24 protein-coding genes are annotated in these 24,418 nt (G+C 44.6%); 17 read left to right on the forward strand and 7 right to left on the reverse strand.

Annotation, left to right across the window (positions count from 1 at the left end):
* Positions 1-253: 253 nt before the first annotated feature.
* Positions 254-1,723, reverse strand: a complete 1,470-nt coding sequence (locus tag J7529_RS17640) for a DASH family cryptochrome (protein ID WP_318730059.1) — start codon at positions 1,721-1,723, stop codon at positions 254-256.
* On the opposite strand from J7529_RS17640, the gene J7529_RS17645 reads away from it, so the two are divergent.
* On the forward strand, positions 1,715-2,461 hold the full coding sequence (locus J7529_RS17645; protein WP_318730060.1) for a hypothetical protein: 747 nt from the start codon (positions 1,715-1,717) through the stop codon (positions 2,459-2,461). The genes J7529_RS17640 and J7529_RS17645 overlap by 9 nt on opposite strands.
* A 182-nt stretch (positions 2,462-2,643) precedes the next feature.
* The gene (locus J7529_RS17650; protein WP_318730061.1) at positions 2,644-3,417 is read left to right on the forward strand and encodes a hypothetical protein; all 774 of its coding nucleotides are present in this window, start codon (positions 2,644-2,646) and stop codon (positions 3,415-3,417) included.
* Between the two features lie 238 nt (positions 3,418-3,655).
* On the opposite strand, the gene J7529_RS17655 is transcribed toward J7529_RS17650, so the two are convergent.
* Positions 3,656-4,084: a DUF302 domain-containing protein gene (locus J7529_RS17655; protein WP_318730062.1), complete on the reverse strand. Its 429-nt coding sequence runs from the start codon at positions 4,082-4,084 to the stop codon at positions 3,656-3,658.
* Positions 4,085-4,380: 296 nt separating this feature from the next.
* On the opposite strand from J7529_RS17655, the gene J7529_RS17660 reads away from it, so the two are divergent.
* The gene (locus tag J7529_RS17660; RefSeq protein ID WP_271940025.1) at positions 4,381-4,596 is read left to right on the forward strand and encodes a hypothetical protein; all 216 of its coding nucleotides are present in this window, start codon (positions 4,381-4,383) and stop codon (positions 4,594-4,596) included.
* A gap of 423 nt (positions 4,597-5,019) precedes the next feature.
* Here the strand turns inward: J7529_RS17660 and J7529_RS17665 are convergent, their stop codons facing one another.
* Complete coding sequence (locus J7529_RS17665; RefSeq protein ID WP_318730063.1) at positions 5,020-5,247, reverse strand: hypothetical protein; 228 nt, start codon at positions 5,245-5,247, stop codon at positions 5,020-5,022.
* Between J7529_RS17665 and J7529_RS17670 the strand changes: the two genes are divergently transcribed.
* The 9 genes from J7529_RS17670 to J7529_RS17710 all read left to right on the forward strand — a co-directional run bounded on the left by J7529_RS17670 (position 5,246) and on the right by J7529_RS17710 (position 13,282).
* Complete coding sequence (locus tag J7529_RS17670; protein WP_318730064.1) at positions 5,246-7,078, forward strand: NAD(P)H-quinone oxidoreductase subunit F; 1,833 nt, start codon at positions 5,246-5,248, stop codon at positions 7,076-7,078. The genes J7529_RS17665 and J7529_RS17670 overlap by 2 nt on opposite strands.
* Positions 7,079-7,090: 12 nt before the next feature.
* Positions 7,091-8,590, forward strand: coding sequence for an NADH-quinone oxidoreductase subunit M (locus J7529_RS17675; RefSeq protein ID WP_318730065.1), 1,500 nt, complete (start codon positions 7,091-7,093; stop codon positions 8,588-8,590).
* Positions 8,591-8,604: 14 nt separating this feature from the next.
* Positions 8,605-8,979, forward strand: a complete 375-nt coding sequence (locus J7529_RS17680; protein WP_318730066.1) for a hypothetical protein — start codon at positions 8,605-8,607, stop codon at positions 8,977-8,979.
* A 120-nt stretch (positions 8,980-9,099) separates the two neighbouring features.
* Positions 9,100-9,249, forward strand: coding sequence for a hypothetical protein (locus J7529_RS17685; protein ID WP_318730067.1), 150 nt, complete (start codon positions 9,100-9,102; stop codon positions 9,247-9,249).
* A 39-nt stretch (positions 9,250-9,288) separates the two neighbouring features.
* The gene (locus tag J7529_RS17690) at positions 9,289-10,233 is read left to right on the forward strand and encodes a formylglycine-generating enzyme family protein (protein ID WP_318730068.1); all 945 of its coding nucleotides are present in this window, start codon (positions 9,289-9,291) and stop codon (positions 10,231-10,233) included.
* A gap of 176 nt (positions 10,234-10,409) precedes the next feature.
* A complete protein-coding gene (locus J7529_RS17695; protein WP_318730069.1) occupies positions 10,410-10,733 on the forward strand; it encodes a hypothetical protein in 324 nt (107 codons plus the stop codon).
* Between the two features lie 11 nt (positions 10,734-10,744).
* Positions 10,745-11,176 (forward strand): type II toxin-antitoxin system VapC family toxin, encoded by a 432-nt coding sequence (locus J7529_RS17700; protein ID WP_318730087.1) that lies wholly within the window; start codon positions 10,745-10,747, stop codon positions 11,174-11,176.
* Between the two features lie 351 nt (positions 11,177-11,527).
* Positions 11,528-12,829: a CO2 hydration protein gene (locus tag J7529_RS17705; RefSeq protein ID WP_318730070.1), complete on the forward strand. Its 1,302-nt coding sequence runs from the start codon at positions 11,528-11,530 to the stop codon at positions 12,827-12,829.
* A gap of 51 nt (positions 12,830-12,880) precedes the next feature.
* Positions 12,881-13,282: a fasciclin domain-containing protein gene (locus J7529_RS17710; RefSeq protein ID WP_318730071.1), complete on the forward strand. Its 402-nt coding sequence runs from the start codon at positions 12,881-12,883 to the stop codon at positions 13,280-13,282.
* A 29-nt stretch (positions 13,283-13,311) separates the two neighbouring features.
* Here the strand turns inward: J7529_RS17710 and ispD are convergent, their stop codons facing one another.
* The 3 genes from ispD to J7529_RS17725 form a co-directional block, all read right to left on the reverse strand.
* Positions 13,312-14,001: a 2-C-methyl-D-erythritol 4-phosphate cytidylyltransferase gene (gene ispD / locus J7529_RS17715; RefSeq protein ID WP_318730072.1), complete on the reverse strand. Its 690-nt coding sequence runs from the start codon at positions 13,999-14,001 to the stop codon at positions 13,312-13,314.
* Between the two features lie 212 nt (positions 14,002-14,213).
* A complete protein-coding gene (locus J7529_RS17720) occupies positions 14,214-14,375 on the reverse strand; it encodes a hypothetical protein (RefSeq protein WP_318730073.1) in 162 nt (53 codons plus the stop codon).
* Complete coding sequence (locus tag J7529_RS17725; protein WP_318730074.1) at positions 14,372-15,154, reverse strand: hypothetical protein; 783 nt, start codon at positions 15,152-15,154, stop codon at positions 14,372-14,374. Before J7529_RS17725 ends, J7529_RS17720 begins: the two co-directional genes overlap by 4 nt.
* Before the next feature lie 72 nt (positions 15,155-15,226).
* Here J7529_RS17725 and J7529_RS17730 point away from each other — a divergent pair, with 72 nt between their 5' ends.
* On the forward strand, positions 15,227-16,186 hold the full coding sequence (locus J7529_RS17730) for a glycosyltransferase family 9 protein (protein WP_318730075.1): 960 nt from the start codon (positions 15,227-15,229) through the stop codon (positions 16,184-16,186).
* Between the two features lie 580 nt (positions 16,187-16,766).
* Here J7529_RS17730 and J7529_RS17735 read toward each other — a convergent pair.
* Positions 16,767-16,973 (reverse strand): hypothetical protein, encoded by a 207-nt coding sequence (locus J7529_RS17735; RefSeq protein ID WP_318730076.1) that lies wholly within the window; start codon positions 16,971-16,973, stop codon positions 16,767-16,769.
* A gap of 151 nt (positions 16,974-17,124) precedes the next feature.
* On the opposite strand from J7529_RS17735, the gene J7529_RS17740 reads away from it, so the two are divergent.
* From J7529_RS17740 to J7529_RS17755, 4 genes are all read left to right on the forward strand, one after another.
* Entirely contained in the window at positions 17,125-17,712 is a 588-nt protein-coding gene (locus J7529_RS17740; RefSeq protein WP_318730077.1) for an HAD family hydrolase, read from the forward strand.
* 238 nt (positions 17,713-17,950) lie between these two features.
* Positions 17,951-19,174 (forward strand): DUF790 family protein, encoded by a 1,224-nt coding sequence (locus J7529_RS17745; protein WP_318730078.1) that lies wholly within the window; start codon positions 17,951-17,953, stop codon positions 19,172-19,174.
* Between the two features lie 133 nt (positions 19,175-19,307).
* Positions 19,308-20,921, forward strand: coding sequence for an AAA-like domain-containing protein (locus J7529_RS17750; RefSeq protein WP_271940011.1), 1,614 nt, complete (start codon positions 19,308-19,310; stop codon positions 20,919-20,921).
* Between the two features lie 15 nt (positions 20,922-20,936).
* Positions 20,937-24,404 carry an AAA-like domain-containing protein gene (locus tag J7529_RS17755; protein WP_318730079.1) on the forward strand — a complete coding sequence of 1,156 codons (3,468 nt, stop codon included), beginning with the start codon at positions 20,937-20,939 and terminating at the stop codon, positions 24,402-24,404.
* The last annotated feature ends 14 nt before the right edge of the window (positions 24,405-24,418 follow it).

The raw sequence follows: 24,418 nt of genomic DNA on the forward strand, positions 1-24,418 counted from the left end.
TTCCCCGGATTTGAATAAAATTGAACACTTTTGGGAGCGCCTGAAGAAGGAGGTGGGAAAACTCAAGAACCAGTGTGAAGCCCTTTATGATGCCATCATAGAAGCTTTTAAGATATTGTCCTAACTCTCCCTTTCTTTGCTATAGCAACCATTTAAGGATTTGATATAAGGGTTGATACGGGGATAGGGGGACGCTCCAGACGCGGGCAACTCCAGACACGCAGATGAAGGCAATTCTATTACTCCCTATTCCCTAAGATTTAGTAATCTCATAAATATGGCGATTCATTTGCATCGATTCACTTAAATCGACCATCGGTAAAGGATAATCCACCCCCATCTGCACACCAAACCGTTTTTGTTCCACTGCTAATAACTTCCACGGTTGATGAATTTTAGTCGGTGGAACATGGGCTAATTCAGGCAACCAATGCTTAACATATTGTCCTTTAGGATCATACTCTTGAGATTGTTTAGCAATATTAAAATAGCGGAATCCACGTCCATCATTGCCAACTCCTGCCAAATAATTCCAATTTCCCCAATTGCTACAGGGATCATAATCGATTAAACACGATTCAAACCATTCCGCGCCCATGCGCCAATCCATACCCAAATTTTTGGTCAGAAAACTGGCGACATTTTGCCGACCTCGATTCGACATAAACCCAGTGGTGGATAACTCTCTCATATTGGCATCTACTAAAGGAAATCCAGTAATTCCCTGTTGCCAGCGTTCAAATTGTTTCCAATCCTGTTTCCAGGGTAAAGATAATCCTTGCAGTCCAGAGGCGTAAAAAATTTTATTCCCATGTTTGGCACAAATGAAGCGAAAATAATCGCGCCACATGAGTTCAAAAATTAGCCAATAAGTCGATTCATTTTTGATTCGTTCCGATTCATAGTTTTGCACTTCTTCATGAATCAAACGGGGAGATAGACAACCGAAGGTTAACCAGGGAGAAAATTTAGAAGAGCCATCTGCCCCTAACATTTGATTGCGAGTTTTTTTATAATGTTCTAAATGATTGCCCTGCCAAATATAATCTTGTATCCGTTGTAGTCCTGCTTTTTCTCCACCCCTGAAAAATAAAACGGCTCTTGGATCGGAGCGGGGGTGTTCTAGTCCCCACTCTTCTAAGCTGGGGAGAGTTCCCAGATCGACGTTAAGGGAATTCGGTAAGGGTGGAAGAGCATCAGGAGTAAGAAGGGTAGGACGTACCCTAGAGCTTTTTTCAACGGGTTTCCGATAGGGGGTAAAGACTTCGGGGATATCGGCGATCGCCCAAGGTAAGTCTTCAGGGTGGTACAATGTAGACCCCCAAAAGCCCTGGGTACTAATCTGATGTTGGCTTAAGGCTTTATTGAGTTCAGTTTCTACTAACTTTTCTTCTGCTGTGACTTCCTGATGATAATAAAGGGCACTGACGTTTAGGGTTATGGCTAACTGGGCAATCACGTTTTCCGGTAAGCCTTGGCGGATAATCAGATCGCTCCCTAGATCTCTTAAGGTTTGGCGCAAATTAGCAACACTTTCCAGGAGAAACTTAGCTCGAAAAACCCCCATCTTGGGAAATCCAAAAGAGGTGTTCTGTAACCAACGAGAGTCAAAACAATATACAGGAATCAACACAGCGCCGGTTTTCAGGGCTTGGTTTAGGGGTTCATGATCGTGCGATCGTAGATCGTTACGATACCAAAGAAGGATGGGTTTTTGGCTCATCAGTCTACGAGATCTCCTGGTGATATTTGCCTAGGGGATGGATCGATTGATTTAGCAGGCTTTTCTTCAGTTTGCCATAAAAGAGAAAGGCTTTATAAGATTGAATCGATAAACCGGGTAATGAACATGGCGAATTTGGCGGTATTGGAACAAACAGTAGCATCTATGTTTAATCCCCAAGTAGTGGCTCCTCCTGCGGGGGAAGTAGTAGAGGAACTGTTGGCTTGGGAAAAGTTGGCGAAAAGGGAGAAAATGCCCTATGGCTTCGAGCAACTGAGCGGAGCTTGGCGCTTATGTTGGATCACGGGGGAAAAACAGGGGCGATCGCTCAATTTAACGCAGATGAGGTTAGCGCAGACCTTACTGCGATTGATTCCGATTCAATTGGTGTATCATCCGTTGGCTGATTTAGAAGGTATCGATCGAGAGAAATTTGAAGCGGGGGAAGTAGAGAACCGGATTCAAATTGGTTTGTTTACTCTAGTGGTTTTTGGGCCGGCTAAACGGTTAAAGTCTAATTCCCTGCTAGCTTTTGACTTTACCACCATGCAAATCAAGTTCTTCGATAAAGTCTTATTTTCTACTCTGATTCGCAACGGAGAAAATCGCAATGCCCGATTTTATGGTGCGCCCATCCGCGAACTAGCGTTTTTCAACTATTTTTTAGTCCAAGATAAGTTGATTGCTGCTCGCGGGCGGGGCGGTGGGTTAGCCTTGTGGGGACGCAGTGCTGGTTGAGTCATAGACTTCTGGCAGAAGGTGAGGGAATAGGGGAGACGGGGAGAAATAAACCCATACCCTCATGCATTAGATTTCCTCCGTTGTTGCACTTTAGTGTTCCGAACATTTTAGGGCTAAACCCCTACAACGAATTGCAGCTAATGCACTATTTTAGATGAAACAATAGTTAAAAGAAAAGAATGAAAAAAATAGCGGGAAAAATATTTTTGCTGCTAACGATCAATTACTTGGCGGCATTTGTTTTTCAGTTGGGTTTCCTGATGGGAATAATCTACAGAGATATTTTTTTAGGGGCGGCAATAGGTTCTATATCTCTTCCTGCCCTTCTTCTACAACCCTGGTCTTTTTTTATTGTTGCTTTTTTTATTGTTGCTGCACCCTCTGGTGTATTATGGTGGCCTCTTGTGACGACGGGAATCACGATTGTACTCTACAACTTGGTTGGCAGATCGAAATTCCGGACACCAATCGACTTACTCTGCTCAACTACCCGTAGCCGAATTGCTAAGATCTGCTGGATATCTTTTGTGGTCGTGGCTTTGTCTCTTGGAGTTTCTAGGTTAGTGGATTTTCCACCCAAAAGGAGCGGGATTCCAGAATTATATTATCTGGAGAAAGCAGTTGAAAAAATCTCACCGCTTGAAGATTCCAAATACTACTATAAAGCATCTTTTATAGACTCGGAATGGCTCTGGAAAGCAAAATTGGATGAAGAACAATTTTTTTCATTGATGTCAGACTTAGGTCTAGAGCCAAAAACCGGATTAACTGAGGAAAGTAATTTTTTTCTACAAGGCCCGTATTGGTGGGAACCCAAGATTTATGAAGGATCTATGGTCTATTCGACTCCTGAGTTTCCTGATAAAAATCGCGGCAATGATGGTTTCCATGCATTGGCATCATGGAGTCCAAATGACGAAGTCATGTTTATGTGGATAAAAGAGAATTTTTAACTTCCAACAAATCACTGGTCGTGACGGTGATATCAAGTCCGTTGAATTATAGCCCTGCGCGCTAGGGAATTGGCACGAATGGCGATAGCTTGTATTGCTTAGGCTCTAAGGCTTCAAGCTGTACTCCATAGAAGAGAGAATCGCTATAACTTGTAAGTACCATACCGCGCAGCGCTATAATTACAAGCTGTAGAGACAAGGTGTGCCTTGTCTCTACCGTGATGGCGATCGCGTACATCTAGGGGTTAATTGCTTGTTCTGTTAATCCATTGAGTGCTTCAGCCATCTTATTAATAACCTGCGCCCCACAACCCTCTAGGGCATGTCGTTGGCTGAGGTAGCGCGGATCATTATAGGCAATTTTTACGCCCTGCTCATCTTGAAAAATGAGCAGCTTCTGCGGCAAGTCAATACCGATGCTTTGCTGACACCGCATGAGTGGCGTTCCAGCCATAGGGTTACCGAAAATCACCACACGGGTAGGCGGTAGCTCTAAATTAGCATTCGCAGCGTTCTGGGTATGATCGACAGTCGTAAAAACATTCAACCCATTCGATTCAAGGACTTGAATGAAGCGTTTCTCTGTTTCTTCGACGCTATAGGCACTCGGCTTAATCACCAGACCTCTAGCCGTTCGATTTTGGGCTGTTGCTGAGGGTTGGGACATAAGGGGGCTGAGGGCAAATCCTAAACTCAATGATAGGCCCAACGCAATGAGACTTAGTTTACGCATACTCACAAACCGGAAGATTTCACCCACAGCTTATCGCTCTGGCTCTGATTTGGTAACCAACTGAGACACAGAAACGACGCGATCGCCTGACAGTGATCTGCGTCGCCAAGGCGGCTCAATTACCATCACAGTTCAGCTCGTATGAAGATCATCCTCCACGATGAGGGGTGTCACCCATTAAATAGAAAATTTTGAAGACAATAAAAACATAAGAAATGAGGAAGAATACCATGCTATCCACAAAAGAAAGACTATCTGACTACATCTCACATCTGTTTGCTTCAGTCGGAGCCATGAATGCAATCTCTGCCGAAGAATTCTTCTTCTTGCAAGTCATGTCCCAAACCTTTGGAGTTGGAACCGAAGAACACAAAGCCGCTTGTCGCATCCTAAGAGGAGTACAACGAGGAAAGGTTCAGGTGATTGGTAAATCCTTAGCCAGCTAGGGAATCGGGAATAGGGAAACTAGGTTTTCCCACTTCTCAGTACAGGATAAGAAGCTTGAAAAGAAGAAGCAGATGGGGTTTGATCGCAATTAGCATCTTCATCACAAACCCCACGCACTACTATAATCAACTTTAAAAAGCACTTCAACCCCATTGGGGATAACAGAAAATTAAAGCATTTTTTATAACTTTATTTTTGCTTGTATTACTGAATGCAACAACTCTGAATTTGAGTCAACTAGCATTAGGGTTTGAAGGTAAAGTGCTTAGTGTCCTGAGTCCTCTTGTCTCATTTAAGAAAGGGTAAGTCTCAACAACTGCAAGGGTTATGTGGGGCTTGGGGAAGGGAAAATCTCAAAGAGAGTTTCAAAGAGCGCCGTTGGTGTCTCGAATCGACTCACTTATATTGAGTGTAAGTGATGCTTATAAATCCGCTACCGATCGCACATAAGCCTTCTGACCCCTGATGAAAGGGGCGATCGCCACAGCTCGATCGCGTTTGTTTTTTGATCGAGAACATTTTACAATCCAGCTTAAGGTATAGACTTTTAGCAATGCAACATCTAAAATGATGAGGCAAGAAGTAATCCTACTTGGATTGCTTAAGTCTAGCTCCTCTTTTCCTCCCCAATGGATGATTGACTCACCCATGAACACCTTCAGTCAAACGATTTGGTTAGTCCCGGCTTATGCCATCCTCGGTCTATTAATGACAATTCCTTGGTCACCGGGTTTGATTCGGCGAACCGGCCCTCGACCGGCTGGTTATATTAACTTATTAATGACATTGGCGGCTTTTATCCATAGTCTCCTCGGTTTACGGGAAGTGTGGGGTGCGCCCACTCACTATTCCCTCAATTGGCTCCATGCCGCTAATCTGGATATTACTTTTGATGTTGAAGTTTCAGCCACCACGGTCGGTGCATTAGTGGTGATTTTGGGCTTGAATATTCTCACCCAAATCTATGCCATGGGCTATATGGAAATGGATTGGGGTTGGCCCCGATTCTATGCTCTGCTGGCTGTTTTTGAGGCAGGGATGGCGGTTCTCATGCTGGCCAACTCCTTATTTTTCAGCTACGTGATGTTGGAAATCCTCACCTTGGGAACTTACCTGCTGATTGGCTTCTGGTTTAATCAGTCTCTGGTGGTGACGGGTGCAAGGGATGGGTTTCTGACCAAGCGAGTCGGTGACTTAGTTTTACTCATGGGTGTAGTTGCTCTTTACCCCCTGGCCGGAACCTGGAATTATGATGAATTAACCGTTTGGGCGAATACGGTAGAGTTGAATCCGACAGTCGCCACTTTATTGGGTTTAGCACTGCTGGCTGGACCGTTGGGGAAATGTGCTCAATTTCCCCTACAACTGTGGTTGGATGAGGCAATGGAAGGGCCGATGCCAGCAACGGTACTCCGAAATGCGGTCGTGGTTTCTACCGGGGCTTGGGTGTTAATTAAGATGCAGCCGGTTTTGGAGTTATCGCCCTTTGTGGTGAATACAGAAATTGCGGTGGGGGCGTTTACTGCCGTTAGTTGTGCGGCGATCGCCTTAGCTCAAGTGGATATTAAACGTGTATTTTCTTATGCCACCAGTAGTTATTTAGGCATTGTGTTTATCGCAGTGGGGACTGGAAACAGTCAAGGAGCGTTAATGCTGCTGTTGACCTATGCGATCGCCATGGCGCTGATGTTAATGGCGGTAGGCGGTATTATCCTAAACAATATTGCCCAGGATATTACTCAACTGGGTGGATTGTGGTCTCGTCGTCCCATTTCTGGTATTTGCTATGTAGTCGGCGCTCTCTCATTAGTGGCGGTTCCTCCCCTCGGATGTTTCTGGGGACTTGCAGAAATTGCCCATGGGTTATCCCCAACTTTATTAACCGTTTTGTTATTGGTGAATGGATTAACCGCCTGTAGTTTAGCGCGGGTGTTCGGACAACTATTTACGGGTTCCATTACAGATTGGACAAAGCGATCGCCAGAAGGATTATGGGCACTCGTTTTACCGATGATGGTTTTACTCGGTGTTGCCCTCCATTTACCCCAATTATTAGCCGTTTTAGGACTATTACCTGCTCTGAGCTTAGTAATACAACCCGCCTCTTTATTGCTAATTGGCTCGACTATAATCGGTGCTGGGATTGCCTTATTCCTCTATGTTGGCGACCGAATCCCCAAACCCATTAAACTTCCTGTTCCAGGAATTCAAGATTTCTTTGCCTACGATTTCTACACTGCCCAACTCTATAAAGTAACGGTCATCGCTATTGTGGGATTTCTGGCCAAATTTATTGATTGGTTCGATCGCATCTTAGTCGATGGTGCAGTGAATTTGATCGGTCTGTTCACCATCGCCAGTGGTGAAGGTTTAAAATACAACACCACGGGACAAGTACAGTTTTATGCCCTCTCGATCCTTATGGGCACCATTCTCTTTGGATTATTACTCGTTTATCCCCTAATTTCTGCTTTCCCTTAATCAACCCTCCCTATGCTATCTGCCTTACTCCTGATTCCCTTATTAGGCGCGATCGCCATTTTCCTCTATCCTAAACCCCAATCGAGTCGGGCGATCGCCACTATTGCCAGTCTTGCCAGTTTCGGTTGGAGTCTCTATTTACTCAAATTATTTGACCTCAACCCACCAGAATTGAGCGCAGTCCAATTTAGTGAATTCCATACTTGGATTCAACCCCTGGGTCTAAACTATAGTGTCGGTGTTGATGGTCTCTCCTTGCCTCTGCTCGTTCTCAATGGCCTTTTAACCCTCATTTCCCTCTACACCAACCGTAAAGATCTCGAACGCTCTCGTCTTCATGACAGCCTGATCTTACTGATTAACGGTGGAATTGCCGGCGCTCTAATGGCGCAAAACCTGCTCTTATTTATCATCTTCTATGAATTAGAACTGATTCCTTTTTACCTACTCATTGCCATTTGGGGAGGAGAAAAACGGGGTTATGCTTCAACCAAGTTTCTCCTCTATACCGCCGTTTCCGGCTTAATGGTAATCGTAGGATTCTTAGGACTTGTGTTCCTGGGTGACTCGGGTAGTTTTGAGTTTAGCGATCTAGACATCAATAGCCTGGATCTGATTACCCAAATCCTTCTCTTGACTGCACTCCTGATTGGATTTGGTATTAAAACTCCCCTAGTTCCCCTCCATACCTGGATGCCAGATACTTACGTTGAAGCCTCCCCCAGTACCACGGTACTGCTCGGTGGGATTTTCTCTAAGTTGGGAACCTATGGCTTATTGCGCTTTGGACTGCAACTGTTTCCTGTAGGTTGGGAAACCATTGCCCCAGGGTTAGCCATTATTGGGACAGTCAGCGTCATTTATGGAGCCTTAAGTGCGATCGCCCAACGGGACATTAAACGCATGGTCGCCTATAGTTCGATTGGTCACATGGGGTATATCCTGGTTGCAGGGGCGGCAGGGACTGAGTTGAGTGTTTTGGGGGCGATCGCCCAAATGATTGCCCACGGCTTAATTCTTGCCCTCCTCTTCTTCCTTGTCGGTATTGTCGAACAAACCACCGGCACCCGCGATCTGGAGGTTCTCAACGGCTTAATGAACCCCATTCGCGGCCTACCTCTCACCAGTGCCCTCCTGATTTTAGCCGGAATGGCTAGTGCTGGTATCCCTGGTCTAGTTGGATTTGCGGCTGAATTTATCGTCTTTCAAGGCAGTTTTGCTACCTTCCCCATTCCTACCCTACTGTGCATCCTCTCTTCAGGATTAACAGCCGTCTATTTCGTCATCTTAATTAACCGCACTTGTTTCGGTAAATTAGATAATTCTCGCGCTTATTATGCCCGCGTTACCCTGAGCGAACAATGGCCAGCCTTAGTCCTAACCGCCATTATCCTCTTTTTAGGCATTCAACCCAATTTCCTATTGCGCTGGATGGAACCAACCACCAACCGCATCGTCGCTGAACTGCATCAACCTGCTCGGATTGAAATTGCTCAAAACTTACCCATATAGAGGAGATCTCGACTATGAAATTAACAACTTTAGGCACATTAATGGCGGCTATTTTAGCCCTCCCCATTTCCCTCGCTGTCTCTGGAGCAACCCAGGCTCAAAACACCTCCATTAGCAACTTAAATCGAGAGGAAAATACCACTATTTCTGGCACAATTACTGGTTGGGGAGAAACCGATGAAAATGAGTTTATTCTCCAAGATTCCACCGGAACTATAGTCGTCGATGCTGGCCCCCGTTGGTCGCAAGACTTGAATCTGAATATCGGAGATGAAATCACGGTCACCGGAGAATTCGATGATGGAGAATTTGATGCCTTTTCCCTCACCTATGCCGATGGCACAGTGGTAGACATTCGGTATCATGATGATGAAGAATATGATGACTAGCGGGTAGCCTGTACGGTGGGCAGGAGGAGTGGCGAAGCGATCATATTCAACTTCTACACCTCTTGCCCTGTCCACCCTACTAAGCTTGTTCTTGCGATCGCAGTGAAGCAGAGGTAAGTTGTGAGTCGCCTGCTTGAGTTAATTGAAGAAGAACTCAAGAAAGATCTTGAACTTCTGAAGGAGCTAGAAGACACAAGACGTTACGAAACTCGTCCAATTCGTAGGCGTAAATATGATGCTCAGATTCAACAATTAAAACAGACAATTTAGGATCGTGAAACTGAGTTGAAAGCCTTAACGGAAGAAATAATGCCAGAACCCGAAATAGCAAAACTTGTGCCAAGGCAACCGCCGAAATTTACCTTTGAAGTAGTAACGGTAAACGGTCGAGGTGAAATCACTGAGCGGAAAAATGGGGAAGCTCAATATTACCGGGAAAACTTGGGCAAGGGAATATATCTAGATATGGTCAAGATCCCTGAAGGCACTTTCTTGATGGGGTCACCCAAAAATGAGTTAGAGCGTAGTAATAATGAAGGGCCACAGCATCAGGTAAGAGTCTCTAGTTTTTTCATGGGTCGCTATGCCATAACTCAAGCTCAGTGGAAAGCAGTTGTTAATAACGTGCCAACTATTGAGGAAGGACTTGATCCTGATCCTTCAGTTTTTAAAGGAGAGAACCGACCTGTAGACAGGGTTTCTTGGCAAGATGCAGTAGAGTTTTGTGCCAGATTATCTCAATATACGGGTAGAGCGTATGGTTTACCTTCAGAAGCTCAATGGGAATATGCTTGTCGAGCAGGAACAACAACCCCATTCCATTTTGGAGAAACCTTAACAACAGATATCGCTAACTATTATGGCAACTCCACTTATGGTAAAGGGCCAAAAGGAGAAGATCGAGAACAAACCACTGCTGTTGGTTCTTTTGGCGTAAGCAATGGCTTTGGTCTCTATGATATGCATGGAAATGTCTGGGAATGGTGTGCAGACCCCTGGCACTCAAATTATGAAGGAGCGCCAGAAGACAGGTCAGTATGGGATGAAGAACAGAATGATAATTGTTATAATGCCTATAATGATTTTTTAGTCAATTTATTCAAGAGCAATCGCCCAAGAGTTATACGCGGCGGTTCTTGGGAGGACGATCCTGGGGAATGTCGCTCTGCGTTTCGGAGCTACGGCAATTCCGACCTTCGATTCGACGACCCTATCGGGCTGCGGGTTGTCCGTCTCCCACCCAGGACGTTTTAGCTTCTCTGCCCTTTTGCCCTTTATATCAATTAACAATGAATGGATGATGGATAATGGAGAATAGAGAATGAATGCAACTATTTCTTGGTTTCCTCTGTTATGTAGTCGAGTATAATGCACCGCCCTCCACTACAACGTTCTTCGTTCTTCATTATTAATTTTTCATTATAAGAGCCATGGCCATGGAAATCGATCGCTCCAAGAACTCAACCCAAGTTCAGGCCGCAGACTATTTTCAGAGTCTGCAACAAGAGCATCAGCAAGAGCTAGAGACTATTATTACCGCACTCGAGAAACTCACCAACCTCCCAACCGAACAAATTGAAGCTGACTTCAAAATGCTCTTAGAACACTGGGTTGAACCAGAGGAAACGCCAAAGTTTCTCAATCAACGCACTAGAGCCTTTTACGAGTGGATAGAAAGCCATAGAGACATGAATTTGCCGGTATTATCGGATCGCGCCATCAGTCGCGAAAGTATTTATGGAGAAGAGAGCTGAACCATTACCTCATTGACACCAACTTACTGCTTCGCAGTATTCAAGTGACCCACCCCATGCACCCGGAAGCTTCCAGGGCCCTCGGTACTCTCTTGCAAGGTGATGATCGGGTTTGTCTGTGTTCCCAAAATTTCATTGAGTTCTGGAACGTTTGTACTCGGCCTATAGCCAAAAATGGTTTGGGAATGTCTGTTGAACAAGCGGATGCGGAGTTGACCCGACTAGAAGGGATTTTTTCAGTTCTCCCCGATCTACCAACCATTTATCCTCAGTGGCGACAATTGGTCAAGCGCTATCAAGTCAGAGGAGCGAATGTCCATGATGCTCGACTGGTTGCTGTCATGTTAGCTAGTAACTTGACCTATATCCTAACTTATAATACGGCGGACTTTCGGCGATTTTCCGAAATTACGGTCGTTCATCCCTCTGAAGTCATCCCTTAAAAGATTCGGACAGTTTAGGTTGAGGCGATGTGAATTGTTAATAATTCATTGCTACCGGGAGCGCCATGGCGATCGCTTTTCGGGGAAGAGTTTACAAATTTCTTACCAGGAATAGGTCACAGTTCCATTGTCATCACAGGGATTTATTTGCATACCGACCAGAGCAGCAGCAGTTATTTGGATATTTAATAATATTTCCCATTGCCTATTCCTATACAAATGTTGCCCTGCCCACCCTACTATATATATAGTGTTATCCAATGGGTTTAACTTGCTTGCGCTTAGGACTTGACAAAATGCACACAGCCTTAACGGGTTAGCAACCTCTATTCCCTGTTCCCTAGTAAAACTATGCCTGAAACTCTAGAGTCACCAACCACAAAAATTCCGCCTTCAACCCACAAATATGCCGAAGTCATCCATCGTCTAGAAGCCGGTGGTTCCATGTTACCGGATACCCCGGAAAACCTGATGCAAATTATCGGCATTTATAAAGCCTATGCTGTGCCGATGGATTTCTATTGGCGAGATTTACTCTATATTGCCGAGCGCGTTTTTCTTGACCCTTTACCCTTCTTTAAATACTTCTTACCCCAAGAGTATTTAGATCTCCCTAATCACTATGCCGGAGACACCGCAGATTTTCGAGTTTGGCAAAAAGGAGAAGCCAGCGCTCACCCGGAATTATTGGAATTTATGGACAAGGGAGAACTGAAGAAAAAACTCCCAAAAATTTTCCATCATCTCTGGCACGATCGCGTAAACATGGAGTTTGCCGAAGCCTGTATGCGTGCCATGCTCTGGCATCAAGGAATGGGGGGTCAGTTTTATGACTATCTGGAGAGTGAGGAATATCTCGCCAACTGTGATAAGGCCATTAAAGCTTATTTTAAGGGCAATCCCTTGATGTTGGGACTCTATAAGCTCTTCCCGCAAATGTTCTACGAAAAGGTGCGCGAACTCTCCTACTACGCTAACTTGGGCTTATTCTGGGAAGTCATGGCTCCCGTGTTTTTTGAAATGAGCGATCTTTATGATGCCGGAGAGTTCAAAACGGTCCCCGATGCCATGAATTTTCTGGTTAATGGTATCTTCATTGCTGCCGGACGACCCATTTATCACCATGTCTATATCGGTGATGAATGTTATGAAATTATTCCCAAATCTAAAGGGTTTATGTGGCTCTATGAAGCAGCATTGCCCTATGTGGAAGCCGTGTTTTACCGTACTGCGCCCTTCCGAGGAACCAAGTCCTACAACGCCCAAGCTAAACAAGTTCCCGAAGAGCAAAAAGACTTTCACTATGGCATTCTCTACGCCGATGTTTTCCCGGTGGGAACCGCAGGCATTCCCCCAACTCTTTTAATGCAAGATATGCTCCATTTCCTCCCTCCTTATTTAGAAGAGTATTACCAAAAATACTGTCGAGGAGAATATGATATGCTGATTCAGTTGGGAATTACCTTCCAGCGATCGATGTATAATGTTACCTCTGCGGTTATTCAAGCTTTAAGAGTTGCCCTACTGTATCCCTTAGACGATCCTAACCCCGAACACTTATTAAAAAATCGCCAATTCTTTGAATCCCAAATGGATCGCTTCCTCCGCCCAGAAGCTCGTTTACCCGATATCCAAAGCCAAGATTATCGTTGATTGCCCCAACCCCTAGAAACTAAGTTTTCCCTATTCCCTATTCCCGAAAAAATGCCCAACATTGTTGAAATTGCAGTCAGTAATGATGCCTTCTCCACCCTCGTCACAGCCGTTAAAGTGGCTGGGCTAGTTGAAGCACTCCAACAACCTGGCCCCCTCACGGTTTTTGCCCCCAATGATGATGCTTTTGCCAAATTATTACCGGGAACCGTAGAGAGTTTGGTGCAGAATATTCCCCAACTTCAGCGTATCCTGACCTATCATGTGGTTGCTGGACGCTATACAACCGATGAATTAAAGAATCTCGGAAGTGTGACCTCTCTGGAAGGTTCCCCCATTCCCATTCGCTGTGGTGAAATTTTTGAAGTGAAAAATGCCACGGTTTTAGCCCCAGATATTGAAGCCAGCAATGGCATTATCCATGTGATAGATACCGTGATTTTGATGGGGTAAGAGCCTCTTTTTTCTGCCGATCCTAGTGGTTAGAGATCGGTTGATCGCTGTTGCAGAATGCGCTCGGCGATCGCCAAATCAATGGGAGTCGTTACTTTAATATTCGTTTCTTCTCCCCTGACAATTTTTACTGGTAACTGGCATTGCTCAAATAAAGCTGCATCATCGGTGACTTCCCAGCCCTTGGCGCGTCCCTTTTCATGACAGTCTTTAATTGCGTCTACCGCAAACCCTTGGGGCGTTTGGGCAGCCCAAAGATCGGCGCGGTTGGGGGTACTTTCAATCCAATGCTCGGTATTGACCACCTTAATGGTATCTTTGACAGGCACAGCCGCAATTAACCCCTCGCACTCTTGAAGGGCGATCGCACACCGGTCAAACAGCTCCGGAGTCACCAAACACCGGGCCCCATCATGGATCAAAACCCTCTCAGCGCCCTCTGGCAGCGCCTGTAGGCCGTTGTAAACCGATTCTTGGCGCGTCGAACCCCCCACAATCAAATGGATGGGTTTTTGCAAGCCTAAGCGACCGATAATCTCCTCAAACGCCGGAAAATCAGTCGGTTGTCCCATAATTCCAATCCACTCAACAGTTTCCGCTGCTTCTGCTGCTCGTAGCGTCCAAGCCAGTAAAGGATCGCCCAATACGGTTAATAAGAGCTTATTGCGATCGCTCCCCATCCGCTTGCCCATCCCTGCTGCTGGAATCAATACATGCATAGTCCTTATGAATTAACAATTAATAATTTTCATGTCGGCGACAGCCGAAACAATTGATTTGTAGGGGCGGGTTTTACCATTAACTAGAATACCTACGAGTCAATTTCCTAAACCCGCCCTCCTTCTCTGTGTCTCTGTAGTTTACCATCTACGATACGCCAGCTAGAAGCCGGGTTTCTTCAAGAAACCCAGCTTCTGGGAACACAAGGACATTAATTCTCTGGACTAAACCGGGCTAACATCTCCTCACGAGAAGCCTGCATACAGACTGGAATCAACTCTTCTAGAGACCGTTCCATCATGCTGTCTATCATTCCCCCTAACTCCTCATCCAAAGAACCAAACCGCGTTCTTAATAACGTTTCAATGGTCACTCGTTAGCCTGTTGAACACCTTCTTGTATCCCTTGTTGAATACCTTCTTGTATTCCTTGTCGAATACCTTCTCGTACTGTATCTTCTCGCCATTTTAAGTAAGCCGGTGATAATTCCATAACTAACTCCTGGTCTTCGGGATTGAGATCTATCTTAGCTTGTACATTAATTCGCCATATCCCAATGAGTTCTAGGATATTACGCCGTTGTGGATCATTTTCTGGCAGTTCTAGCACTTGTTCGATCGCTCTTTTCTGGGTTCCCCCTTTTCCCAACAGTCTTAACCAGAGGGTTTCTGGGGTTTCTGGGAGTTGGTTAATCGCGATGATTCCGGTGTGGAAAATCTCAGCAAACCGGTAAACTCCGGTACACCAGTTTTCTGCGTCTGAGTGAGCGCCACAGAGATCTAAGACTCTTTCCGATACAGTGGAGGTTAAAATCCACAGGGTAGGTAAGGTTTGGGTCTCTATCGGTTGTGTATCTCGCTTGGCTTGACGGTAGAATTCGCCATGGATGTACAGCAGTTTAAGGACACAACTGCTAATTTCTCGTTTACTGGGACAGTTGCGAAAGGGTTCCCACAGGCAAGGCGTAGAAGCCAGTTGAGCCAGTAAACCCAAGGGTGGAGGATTGCTGGGAGGTTCCGGGGAGGGCTGGAAAAAGAGGTCAATTTGCAAGGTTTCCCCTGGAATTTCGCGGCTAACTTCCACAGTTCCTAGGGGTTCGAGGAGTTCTTTCAGGTAGGCTTTGGCAAATTGATCGTGGGGTTGACGAGTCATTTCGATGAAAATTGCTCTGTGGGCCTAAGACAACGGATACAATGCAAGCGTTCATATATTCTACAGAAGGTCATGAAAGTAGTAGCCCTTGTTCCGGGTGGCATTGGGGATCAAATCTTATTTTTCCCGACTCTCGATCGCCTGAAACAATCCTATCCCAAAGCTGAAATCGATGTCATTGTTGAACCTCGGTCAAAGGGAGCATATCGCGTCAGTCAGTCCGTCAACGATGTGTTTGCCTTTGACTTCAAAGACCGCAACTCTCCAGCAGACTGGGGAAACCTATTGGGCATTTTACGCGATCGCGAATATGAAATTGCCCTCTCCCTCGGTCAACGCTGGACAGTCGGACTCCTTCTCTGGCTCACGGGTATTCCTACCCGCATCAGTTACCAAGGCCCGGGGTCAATGTTCCTCTCTAAACCCATTCCCCTGAAAACCGAGCAATATGCGGCTCATATGTATTATGACCTGCTCCAAGGTTTGGATATCACCAGCCCTTGTCCCGAACTCTCCATCAATGTGCCCAAAAAAGACATTGAATGGGCCGAAAAGCAGCAGCAAGACCTCGGTATTGGTGAAGGGGGCTATCTCTTAATTCACGGTGGGTCTAGCCAATTAGCCCAAACCAAAGGCATTGATAAAATTTATCCGGTGGCAAAATGGCAAGAAATTGTCCAAACCCTCAACCAGCAACAGCCAGATTTACCCATAGTGGTACTGAAAGGCCCTGAAGATGAAGCTCTGGTTAACCAACTCCTACAAGGAAATCCCAACTTGAAGGTCACGTCTCCACCAGATATAGGTAAACTGGCAGCTATGATTGCCAATGCCAATTTAATGCTTTGTACCGATAGTGCCCCTATGCATTTGTCTGTGGCCGTGAAAAGCTTTACCATTGCCCTATTTGGCCCCACAGACCCGAAAAAATTACTGCCTGCCAGCGATAAATATATCGGTATCCCCTCCCCTACAGGCAAAATGGCAGATATCACCCCCCAAATGGTACTGGAGAAAATTCTCGGCAGTTAGCTCTCTATTGTTTGCCCTTATCTCCCAGCCCCTTCTCCCTTCGGCTCTGCCCTGGGCAAAGCCGATGGGAGAGGGCAGAGGTGCTTCGCGCTAGGGAATAGGGAATAAGGTCGGAGAATGGGCAAAGCGTCTTGCTATAACTTTGACAGGACTTACGCATTAACTCTATCCGTAGTGGATTGTTTCACCTAAAATAGTGCTTTGTTTGTAGTAAGCACTTTAGTGCTTAAAAGCCTAGCTACAGAGGGCTAGAGCAATCACTACAAACATTCGCTCGCTCTCGGTGACGGTTTATATTAGGAGTTGATGTCATCAAATTATAAAACAGCTATGAGTCGGGAAATTAGAGTCGCAATTGTTGGGATGATTTTGGGACTACTGGCTACCATTGCTACTGAAGAGATGAGATGTATTATTTTGCCGTTTACATCCAAGTGTTTGAGATGTTGGAAGGAAACACATTCCAGTGGAAATATATCGGAAATTATTGGATCGTATTTTTCAGTTATTTGCTTATGTTTCCTGGGTTTTGCGATGTTTTTTTGTCGATCCAGAAAAGGATATAAATCCAAATATACCACTAATTAATAGGATAGTCGTCATAACTGTACTCTCTTTGATTCCACCAATTACCCAGCTTGTTTACTGGATTTATAAATTGGAAAAATGTCTGTAAATAAAGCGAACTTTTTGGCTCTAAAACAACTCGCTTTTTCTCTGCCAACAAAAGAGCTTCCCAAACACTTATCGGACTTAAATAAAGTTGATTGGTTTCATCCTCAATCATTTCAATCAGCGATGGTTATTAACTTGAACCAACTTGGTATGCCTTGGTAAGGTTAATTCATGTCCAATTCAACTGTTATCGGTTCTTGGCAACCTTTGGCCGGCGATCTCTATTATTTTCTTATCCCTTATTCCCCCATCCCCCTATCCCCATGAAACCTGCCGTATTTCTAGACCGCGATGGAGTCCTTAACCAGGAAGTCGGCTATATCCATCGAGTAGAAGACCTCAATCTCATTCCCGGTGTTGCTCAAGCTGTACGTCGTTTAAACGATCGCAACTTATTCTGTTGTTTAGTCACCAATCAATCTGGCCCAGCCCGTTCTTATTATGGTATGGATCATGTTCATGCCCTCCATCAGCGCCTCTGTAACCTCCTAGAAACCGAAGCTGGAGCCGTCTTAGATACCCTCTTCGTGTGCCCCTATCTCAGCCCCCCAGAAGGCGGTACTAACCCGGAATTTGCCCGATGGAGTACCTGGCGCAAACCCAATACCGGCATGTTAGTCGCGGCCGCATGGGAACACGATTTAGACCTCAGTGCTAGTTTTATGGTGGGCGATAAAGCCACCGATATTGATATGGCCCATAATGCCGGATGTCAAGGCATTTTAGTCCAAACCGGTTATGGTTCGCGGGTACTTTCCGGAGACTATCAACACCATACCCGACCCGATTATATCGCCACAGATTTAGCTGATGGCGTGAATTGGATTCTTACATCAGGGAATAGGGAATAGGGTTGGGTTTTCGGCAAAGCCGACATGTTTCCGCAAAGCGGACTTGAACATGTCGCGAAGCAAAACGTTCCTCAACCCAAACTACATTAGATTTTGTTTGTAGTGAGGGTTTTAACCCTCTCCAGCTAGGCTTTTAAGCACTCTTCGTGCTTACACCAAACAAAGCCCTATTTTAGGTAAAACAGTCCACTACAATAATTTACTAGACCCATTATTGATTTTTAATTGTTAATTAATCATGCTGCCGAGCGAATTACTCATTTATCGCTATAGCGGTGAAACCATCATTCCCAAACGATTAAAATTAGACCGCTATTGGATAGGCATCGCCACCGACTTAATTGCCTGTTTTCAAGATCATATCAGTCAACCCCAAAAAGACCTCGATCGCAGCTTACAGGAATTTGAAGGCGAAAGTCCCGATTTTCGCATTAAGCGCGGACTCGCTCATTTATTGAAAAGCAGCTTTTCTACGTTTGAAACCATCAGTCCCCTCGACCCTCCCCTCCTCAGACAACGCATCTTTGCCCAAGCTGCCCAAGGTCGGCCGGGACTAGACTGGACAGAACAAACCTTAAATCAAGTTGCCCAAAGTTTGAGCCAAGAACTGAAGCGAGAAGTTGCTATTGATGAGTTGCGTCAAGGGCTTTATTCTGATTTAATCGAAAATCGTATCTTTACCCAATTCGATCCCCCAGAACCTGAGCCACTCCTCCACCGTTATAATCTTTCCCAAGTCCAAGGAATTTTTTATCGCGCCACCCATATTAAAATTAATGCCCATCGCAATGTTCCTGGAGAATATAAGCTCTTATTCCGCTATTTAAAACTCTTTCAACTGATGTCTTATATTGAAGGAGATGCTGACCATGGATTTACGATTACTATTGATGGGCCATCCAGTTTACTACGGGTGAGTACCCGCTATGGACTCGCTTTAGCTAAGTTGATTCCCGCTCTACTACATGTTACAAAGTGGAGCATAGAAGCTAATTTGCAAACTCGTGATTTCTATACTGGCGCACCCAAACAAGGTAAGTTTTCTTTAGATTCTCAATGTCAATTAGTCAGCCACTATCCCCCTGGTAAATCCTATGATAGTATGCTCGAATCCGCTTTTGCCGATCGCTGGGCCAAGCAGAAAACCGATTGGGTTTTAGAGCGAGAAGTCGATTTAATCCCCATTCCCGGGAGTGTGATGATTCCGGATTTTCGCTTTGTCCATCCCGATGGGCGGTCAGTTTTGTTAGAAATTGTGGGCTATTGGCGACCGAGTTATTTACAGAAAAAGTTTTATCAAGTGAAACAAATTGATGATAAAGCTTTAATTCTAGCCATCTCTGACCGCTTGAATTTAGAAAAAGCTGGAGTTAAGATAGAAGAGTGTCCTATCCCAATTATCTGGTTTAAGAATAAGTTATTACCCAAGTCTGTACTGCCAGTATTAGAGGCCATGCAATGATAAACACTCCTCATACATCTGCTATCCTATAGAGTATGGCCGTAATGAGGAACCAATCGGAGTCAATCTGTATAAAAAATGAAAAACAGTTGACCATTACCCATTACCCATGACCTATAATGAGGGTGAGTCAATGAATTTTTCTTCTGAACAAATCTGGTCTATAGAAGCTCCATATTCCCCAGTTCCTATTGGCTCTCCCTTTTATATTGAACGGTTCCCGATTGAAGAAGAAGTTTGTACTGAGTTAGAAAAACCGGGCAGTCTGATTCGGATTAAAGCGCCTCATAAGATGGGGAAAAGTTCTCTCTTAATTCGGATTATTGCCCATGCTCAATCCTTAAGTTATCCAACAATTACCATTGACTTTCAGGAAATTGATGAATCTATTTATACAAGTTTAAATAGATTTTTACGTTGGTTTTGTATTAAAATAACTTTAGCTCTCAAATTGCCGAATGAATTAGATGAGTATTGGGATCAAGAAATCGGAGCTAAAGCCAGTAGCACGTTATATTTAGAAGAATATATTTTGCAGCATTTAGATTCGCCAATTGTCTTAAGTCTCAATGAAGTGAATCGAATCTTTGATTATCCAAATTTAGCTCAGGATTTTTTGTCTTTGTTGCGGTTTTGGTATGAACAATCTAGACAAGTCAGTGAGTTTGATCGATTTCGATGGATTGTTGTCCATTCTACGGAAAATTATGTTAAGTTCAATTTGAATCAATCTCCGTTTAATGTAGGCATTCCGATCCAACTCCCCCCCTTTACTATAGAACAAGTTGAACAATTATTAAGGCGACATAAATTGACTTTAGTCGATCCATCGGATCTGGTATATGTGATGAACGTAACAGGTGGTCACCCTTATTTAGTTCGCTTACTCTTTTACTCTCTTTGTCGATCTAACTTATGCTTAAAAGATTTCCTAGATAATGATGTGTTGAAAACAAAAATATATAAGCGTCATTTACAAAAGAAATGGGGGAGTTTACAGCAGGATGCCGAGCTATTTAAGCAATTTCAAGAGTTAGTCTCTGAGGAAGAAGGATTGGTTTTAGAACCAAGAGTTGCTTATAAGTTGGAGAGTCTAGGATTAGTCAGTATTGTGGGCGATCGCGCTCAAGTTTCCTGTGAACTTTATCGCGATTTCTTCTTGAATTATGCCTTTATCACGCCTTCCCCATCAAATCAGCATCTGGAAAAACTAGAACAGGAAAATCAAAAGCTAAAACAATTGATTCATACGGATAGTTTAACTCAAGTGGCTAATCGTCGCCGCTTTGACAGTTACTTAGAAAATGAATGGAATAGATGCTTAAAAGAAACGCTATTTATTTCCTTGGTTTTGGTTGATATTGACTGCTTTAAAGAGTATAATGATACTTATGGGCATCAGGAAGGCGATCGCTGCCTACAAAAAGTCGCACGAAAGATAGCCCAATGCCTCAACCATACCGATCATCTGCTGGCTCGCTATGGTGGCGAAGAGTTTGCCATCATTTTGTCAGGGAAGAATCCGATTGTTACCCTGAACCTGGCTGAAGATATTATGGAGGCAGTCAAAAGCTTAAAAATTGAGAATATCAATTCTAAAGTCGGGTCTAAAATTGTTACGATTAGCCTGGGAATTGCTAGTATCATTCCTTACATCAAAGATCATCCAGATGACCTATTCAAACGAGCCGATCAAGCCCTTTACCAATCCAAGGAAAAAGGTAGGGATCAAGTCACTTTAAAGTAATTTTTAATTTATATTATGTCCATCTATCAGGTTGGTGGTAGCTTAAGAAAAGATTCATCAAGTTATATTCAAAGACAGGCTGACACTCAGTTATATAATGCGTTGAAGAAGGGTGAATTTTGTTATGTTTTAAATTCCCGACAAATGGGCAAATCGTCTCTATTGGTCAGAACCCGATATCAATTAGAGCAAGAAGGATGGAAATGTGCCACAGTTGATTTAACCAGTATTGGCAGTGAACATATCACTCCCGAACAATGGTATAAAGGGATCGTAAGTGAATTAAGACGAGGATTTAAGTTATTTAAGACATTTAATTTAAAGGAATGGTGGAAAACTCAAGAGAGTTTATCCATCACCCAGCGCTTAACCCAATTCATCTATGATATTTTGTTCGCCACATTTGAGCAAGAAAATCTAGTCATTTTCATTGATGAGATTGATAGTATTTTAAGTTTGCCTTTCCCGATTAATGATTTTTTTGCTTTCATTCGCTTTTGCTACAATCAACGCGCTTTAGAACCGGATTATAATCGATTAACATTTGCCATTTTTGGGGTGGCGACTCCCTCCGATTTAATTGCCGATCCATCCCGAACTCCCTTCAATATTGGCACAGCCATAGAATTGAATGGATTTACGTTTTCTGAGATGCAACCCTTAGCTCAGGAATTATCAGCAAATTACCTGAATCTGAATCGAATTATCAAGCGGGTTTTGTATTGGACAAATGGACAGCCTTTTCTGAGCCAAAAGTTGTTTAAAATTCTTGCCCAAGTGAGTGAAGAGATCGATGAAAAATCAGCAAAATTATTAGCTGGAAATGAAGAACTTTGGGTCGAGCAAGTTGTCCGGGAAAAAATTCTCGATCAATGGCAATCTCAAGATGAACCGGAACACTTAAAAACAATCCGCGATCGCCTGCTCGACAATCCCCAGCACAGTGCCCGACTCTTGAGTGTTTACCAGCGTATCCTCCAAGGGGAGAGAGTTCACAATGACGATAGTTGGGAACAGATTGAACTGATCTTATCTGGTTTGGCGATCAAGGAAAAGGGGGTATTACGGGTTAAAACTCGGATTTATGAGCAAATTTTTAATCAAGACTGGGTGAGAGAGCAATTAAATGATCTGCGCCCTTACTCCCAAATGTTACAGGCTTGGTCGATCAGTGGTCAAACGGATACGTCCCGATTATTGCGAGGACAAGCGCTTCAGGATGCCCAAGTTTGGGCCCAAGGAAAACGTTTAAGTAATGAGGATTATCAGTTTTTATCGGCATCGGTTGAGGTGGATCGGCAAGCGGTACAAACTGCCCTCGAAGCCGATCGCACCAAAGAGGTAGAAGCACGGTTAAAACAAGAACAACATCTCGCTCACTTACAACGCCAATTTCTCTGGGTTCTCAGTCTTGCTCTACTGATTGCCAGTGGATTGGGAATCTTGGCCTTTTGGCAATTTCGACAAGCGAGACTGAGCGAACAACAAGCCAGAATTAGTGAAATTAGAGCGTTGGTTTCTTCCTCTAGGGGACTCCTGATTGCTGATAAAAAATTGCTGGCTTTAGTTGAAGGAATTAAAGCCAAACGTCGCCTACACAGTCTGAATAATAGTTCTTCAACCTTAAACCAACAGGTTGATAGAATCCTAGAACAGGGAATCTATGAAATTGTTGAAGCCAATATTTTATCGGGGAATCAAGCCGGAATTCCTGAACTGGATTTTAGTCCAGATGGGCAATTGATTGCTACGGCGATCGCCGATCATACCCTTAAACTGTGGACACCTGAAGGCGCTCTGCTCAAAACCCTCCAAGGTCATCAAGCGCCCGTCATTGCTGTTACCTTTAGCCCCAATAGTCAAATCCTTGCCTCTGCTGCAATGGACAATACCCTTAAACTCTGGACAAGGGAGGGTGAATTACTTAAGACTTTAACCGGCCATACCAACATTATCTTTGGCATTGCCTTCAGTCCTGACGGCCAAACCCTGGCATCCGCATGTAGGGATGGTACAGTTAAACTCTGGACTCTGGAGGGTCAATTACTCAAAACATTGCCCCATGAGAGTGGAGTGCGAACGGTGAGGTTTAGCCCAGATGGGCAAATCCTCGCTTCTGGGAGTGAAGATCGCACGATTATTTTATGGACATTAGAGGGCAAACGCCAAGCGACCCTCAACGGTCACCAGAATGCCATCACTGATATCGTTTTCAGTCCCGATGGCCAAACCCTGGCTTCTTCTAGCTTAGACCAGACGATCAAACTCTGGAACTTAGCCAGTCCTCACCCTCAAGAACTGAGAACCTTAGAAGGACATCAGGGACAAATCTGGAATCTGCGCTTTAGTCCCCAGGGTCAGATCTTAGCCTCGGCTAGTGACGATCGCACTGTGAAAATTTGGACAGTCGAGGGTACAGAGATAGCCACCTTAGTTGGTCATCGCAGTCGGATCAGGGCCCTGGATTTTAGTCCCGATGGTCAGACTCTAGCTTCTGGAAGTGCGGATACAAGGGTGAAATTATGGCGACTATCCCATCCCTTACAGACTATTTTTGCTGAAAGCGATCGCCAAAACCAGACCCTGGTTAGTCAGGATGGCCGCCAATTACCGTTACTAGATTTGACTGAAACCCTTAATCATTGGCAGTCTTCTCCTGAATCCTTAACCGGTTCCTACCCTCATAAGATTGGAGTCTGGAAAAACGAACATTCCGATGGCCAGGTGAAGACAACCGCAGGGCAAGTCTGGAGACGAGATGCGAGTCTGAGATTAGCTGTTGCGGGGAAAAATGACGGTGTTCGGAAAGTCAGTTTTAGTAAGGATCGTCAGATGGTTCTCCCTCTCTATGGCTCTAACAATGGCACGATTGAGATTCAACGGTTAGATGGCTCTATCGTCAGTGTGCTTCAAGGTCATCAGTCGATTGTTTGGGGAACAGACTTTAGTCCCGATAGTCAGTTAGTGGCGACTGCCAGTTCCGATGCTACGGTTAAACTGTGGCATGTGGATGGAAGGTTATTAAAAACTTTGGATGGACATCAAGCGAGTGTGTTTGATGTGGCGTTTAGTCCTGATGGTGAGTTTCTTGTGTCCGTGGGTCAAGATCAAACCATTCGCTTGTGGAATTTAGAGACGTTTGCAGTGCAAGTTTTTCAGGCAGATCGCGGCTTACATAGTGTAGACGTGAGTCCTGATGGTCGCTCGATAGCAGTGGGGACGTTAGATAATGCGGTGGAACTTTGGGATCGGGAGGGCCGGCGATCGCATGTTCTCAGTGGCCATGAAGGGGCTGTCACTGCCTTACAATTTAGCCCAGATGGTCAGTTATTGATATCTAGAAGCAGCGATCGCAAGGTGATTGTTTGGAATATGGATGATATCCTCACCGCTAATCCCCTGGATTTAGGCTGTGATTGGGTTCGGGATTATTTGGTCAATAGTCTGAATGTGGAAGAGGGCGATCGAGGGGTTTGTGGATAGGGAATGGGGAATAG

Origin of the sequence: Roseofilum sp. Guam (genome assembly GCF_017746735.1) — a bacterium.
Lineage (GTDB): Bacteria > Cyanobacteriota > Cyanobacteriia > Cyanobacteriales > Desertifilaceae > Roseofilum > Roseofilum reptotaenium.

Coding starts and splice junctions, on each gene's coding strand:
- J7529_RS17640 (WP_318730059.1), bottom strand. CDS start 1,723: ATGAGCCAAAAACCCATCCTTCTTTGGTATCGTAACGATCTACGATCG.
- J7529_RS17650 (WP_318730061.1), top strand. CDS start 2,644: ATGAAAAAAATAGCGGGAAAAATATTTTTGCTGCTAACGATCAATTAC.
- J7529_RS17655 (WP_318730062.1), bottom strand. CDS start 4,084: ATGTCCCAACCCTCAGCAACAGCCCAAAATCGAACGGCTAGAGGTCTG.
- J7529_RS17660 (WP_271940025.1), top strand. CDS start 4,381: ATGCTATCCACAAAAGAAAGACTATCTGACTACATCTCACATCTGTTT.
- J7529_RS17670 (WP_318730064.1), top strand. CDS start 5,246: ATGAACACCTTCAGTCAAACGATTTGGTTAGTCCCGGCTTATGCCATC.
- J7529_RS17665 (WP_318730063.1), bottom strand. CDS start 5,247: ATGGGTGAGTCAATCATCCATTGGGGAGGAAAAGAGGAGCTAGACTTA.
- J7529_RS17675 (WP_318730065.1), top strand. CDS start 7,091: ATGCTATCTGCCTTACTCCTGATTCCCTTATTAGGCGCGATCGCCATT.
- J7529_RS17680 (WP_318730066.1), top strand. CDS start 8,605: ATGAAATTAACAACTTTAGGCACATTAATGGCGGCTATTTTAGCCCTC.
- J7529_RS17690 (WP_318730068.1), top strand. CDS start 9,289: ATGCCAGAACCCGAAATAGCAAAACTTGTGCCAAGGCAACCGCCGAAA.
- J7529_RS17695 (WP_318730069.1), top strand. CDS start 10,410: ATGGCCATGGAAATCGATCGCTCCAAGAACTCAACCCAAGTTCAGGCC.
- J7529_RS17705 (WP_318730070.1), top strand. CDS start 11,528: ATGCCTGAAACTCTAGAGTCACCAACCACAAAAATTCCGCCTTCAACC.
- J7529_RS17710 (WP_318730071.1), top strand. CDS start 12,881: ATGCCCAACATTGTTGAAATTGCAGTCAGTAATGATGCCTTCTCCACC.
- ispD (WP_318730072.1), bottom strand. CDS start 14,001: ATGCATGTATTGATTCCAGCAGCAGGGATGGGCAAGCGGATGGGGAGC.
- J7529_RS17725 (WP_318730074.1), bottom strand. CDS start 15,154: ATGACTCGTCAACCCCACGATCAATTTGCCAAAGCCTACCTGAAAGAA.
- J7529_RS17730 (WP_318730075.1), top strand. CDS start 15,227: ATGAAAGTAGTAGCCCTTGTTCCGGGTGGCATTGGGGATCAAATCTTA.
- J7529_RS17735 (WP_318730076.1), bottom strand. CDS start 16,973: ATGATTGAGGATGAAACCAATCAACTTTATTTAAGTCCGATAAGTGTT.
- J7529_RS17740 (WP_318730077.1), top strand. CDS start 17,125: ATGAAACCTGCCGTATTTCTAGACCGCGATGGAGTCCTTAACCAGGAA.
- J7529_RS17745 (WP_318730078.1), top strand. CDS start 17,951: ATGCTGCCGAGCGAATTACTCATTTATCGCTATAGCGGTGAAACCATC.
- J7529_RS17750 (WP_271940011.1), top strand. CDS start 19,308: ATGAATTTTTCTTCTGAACAAATCTGGTCTATAGAAGCTCCATATTCC.
- J7529_RS17755 (WP_318730079.1), top strand. CDS start 20,937: ATGTCCATCTATCAGGTTGGTGGTAGCTTAAGAAAAGATTCATCAAGT.